This window comes from Mesorhizobium sp. M7A.F.Ca.CA.001.08.2.1, from assembly GCF_003998455.1.
Classification (GTDB): Bacteria; Pseudomonadota; Alphaproteobacteria; order Rhizobiales; family Rhizobiaceae; genus Mesorhizobium; species Mesorhizobium ciceri.
Window position 1 is genome coordinate 1 of record NZ_RZPW01000799.1, and the last position, 2714, is coordinate 2714.

General features: G+C 66.5%; 2 protein-coding genes and 1 pseudogene. All 3 read left to right on the plus strand.

Features of this window, described 5'->3' with window-relative positions:
• A pseudogene (locus tag EN914_RS31130) lies at positions 1-381 on the plus strand (sugar ABC transporter ATP-binding protein); the annotation flags it as partial.
• A complete protein-coding gene (locus EN914_RS31135) occupies positions 378-2462 on the plus strand; it encodes an ABC transporter permease (RefSeq protein ID WP_024502462.1) in 2085 nt (694 codons plus the stop codon). The pseudogene EN914_RS31130 and the gene EN914_RS31135, both read left to right, overlap by 4 nt.
• Positions 2463-2475: 13 nt before the next feature.
• The coding region (locus EN914_RS31140; protein ID WP_127389498.1) for an SDR family NAD(P)-dependent oxidoreductase at positions 2476-2714 on the plus strand (239 nt) is incomplete at its 3' end.

Consider the following 2714-nt stretch of genomic DNA (forward strand, 5'->3'; position numbering starts at 1 on the left):
GTCGAGGCGGCATTCGCCACTGTCGAGGTCGACCGCCGCGCGCTGTGGACGCGGGCCGGTGCGTTTTCCGGCGGCAACCAGCAGAAGATCGCCATCGCCAAGTGGCTGGTGGCGCAGAGCCGCATCCTGCTGTTGTTCGATCCCACCCGAGGCATCGACGTCGGCACCAAGCACGAGCTTTATGTGATGATGCGAAACTACGTGGCTTCGGGCGGTTCGATCCTGCTGCACTCGACGGAGATCCCCGAACTCGTTCACCAATGCGACAGGGTGCTGGTCCTCTATGACGGGCGCATCGCCGCCGAACTCGAAGGCGACGCCATCACCGAACCGGCCATCATGCGCCCGGCGCTCGGCCATGCCGGGGAAGCCGCCGCATGAGCAGCGCAGCAGCCTCATCCCCTGTTCCCGGCGGCTTCGGACTGCGCCGTGCGCTGGTGCGCAATCGCGGCGCGCTGATCGCCGCGGCCGTCCTGGCGATCCTGCTCTTCGTCGTCGACTGGATCAGCGCCGGGCCGCTGACCTATTTCGATGTGTCGTTCCTGTCGAGCGGCGGCGCCACCTCGGCGCTCGCGGCGATCGGCCAGACGATCGTGATCCTGTCGGGCGGCTTCGACCTGTCCGCCGGCGCGGTGATATCGCTGGTCAATGCCGTGCTGGCATCGAGCATGGATCCGATGGCGCCAGGCGCAAGCATCCTTCTGTGGACCACCGTCGGCATCGGCGTCGGCATGGCGGTGGGCGCCTTCAACGGCTTCTTCATCGCGGTGCTGCGCATGCAGCCGATCGTGGTGACGCTGTCGACCATGTTCATCCTGCAAGGCGTCACGCTGCTGGTGATGGACAAGCCCGGCGGCTTCGTGTCGCCCGATCTCGGCACCTTCTATCTCGGCGACGCGATCGCCGGCTGGCTGCCGATGCCGCTGGTGGTGATCGGTGTCGTCCTGCTCGCCTGGTTCTGGCTGAAGGGAACCCGCTTCGGCACAGCACTCTACGCGCTTGGCAGCGATCCGGAGTCGGCCGCTTCCGTCGGCATCAATGTCGTTCTGGTGCGCTTTGCCGTCTATGTCATCGCCGGCGGCTGCTATGGCCTTGCCGGCGTGTTCATCAGCGCCCAGACCGGCAGCGGCGATCCGCTGGTCGGCAATCCGCTGCTCTTGTCGATGTTCGCGGCGGTCGTCGTCGGCGGCACGCGCCTCGGTGGCGGGCAGGGCGGTCCGGTGGGCTCTGTCTTCGGCGCCTACATCCTGATGATCGTGGTGAACATCCTGCTGGTGCTCAACGTATCGGCCTATTATGCGACCATCGCCGAAGGCACCATTCTGGTGCTGGCAGCACTTGCCGGCTCGATCTCGCATGCATCGGTGCTTGCCGTGCAACTGCGCGCCGCGCGTGCCCGGCTCGCCGCCTGGCGCGCCGGCATATTGCCCTCGCAGCTCGAGCGCGTGGACCGGCGTCTCAAGATCGCCGAGCCAGCCCATGCCCAGCGCAGTCCGGCATCGCCGCGCCCTGCCTTCCATCTGCGCAATGCGGAAACGCTGCGCTATGCGCTGCCGGCCTATGTCTGCCTGCTGCTCATCGTGCTTGTCACCCAGATCTGGCTCGGCCGCGCCATCCTCAATCCGGGGTACTGGAATTCGCTGCTGGTGCTATCGTCCTTCCTAGCCGTCCTGGCGCTCGGACAGGGAACCGTCATCCTGACCGGAGGCCTCGATCTCTCCGTGCCGTGGACGATCGGCATCTCCGGCATCATCCTGGCGGGCATGGTCAACGGCTCCGACGCCGCCCTTGTCTACGCCTTGCCGGTCGTCTTGGTGATGGCCTGCGCCATCGGCTTCGCCAATGGTTTCGGCATCGTCTATCTCGGCATCTCGCCGATCGTCATGACGCTCGCCACCAACGGCATTCTGCAAGGCTGTGCGCTGCTCTATTCGCAGGGAACGCCGGCCGGGTTTTCCTCGCCGATGCTGCGCTGGGTCATGACGGCCAAGCTCGCCGGCCTGCTGACTCCAATCGTGCTGCTGATGGTCGTCTTTGTCGTCGCAGCGGTACTCCTGCTTGGCCGCACCCCGTTCGGAAGGCGCGTCTACGGCATCGGCAACGGGCTGCGCGCGGCGCGCTTGTCGGGCATCGGCGTCGAGCGCACGCTGATCCTGGTCTACATGCTTTCGGCCGTCTGCGCGGCTGTTGTCGGCGTCATGCTGACCGGCTTTTCGGGTCAGGCGAGCCTCGGCATGGGCGACGACTATCTATTGCCGTCGATCGCCGTGGTGGTGGTCGGCGGCGCGCTGATCACCGGCGGGCGCGGCCACTATCTCGGCATGCTCGGCGGCGTGTTGTTGCTGACGGCACTGCAGATGCTGCTCGCCGGCACCACGCTTCCCTATGCCACGAGGGCAATTCTTTACGGACTGGTCGTTCTGGGCGCCGTCATGGCGCTGCGCGAACGGCGGCTGCAATGAGAAGGACAGGACCATGAGCACAAGGGCGCCGGCATCGGCGGACGAATTTTTGACCGGGCTGAAAGGCCAGCGCGTGCTGGTGACGGCGGGCGCAGGCGGCATCGGGTTTGCCATAGCCGACACGCTGTCACGCCTCGGCGCCCGCATCGTCGTCTGCGACGTTTCCGACGAGGCGCTGGCCGCTGCTCCCAGCAAGATCGACCTGGTCGCGGCGGTCAAGGCCGACGTCTCGCGCGACGAGGACGTCGGCCT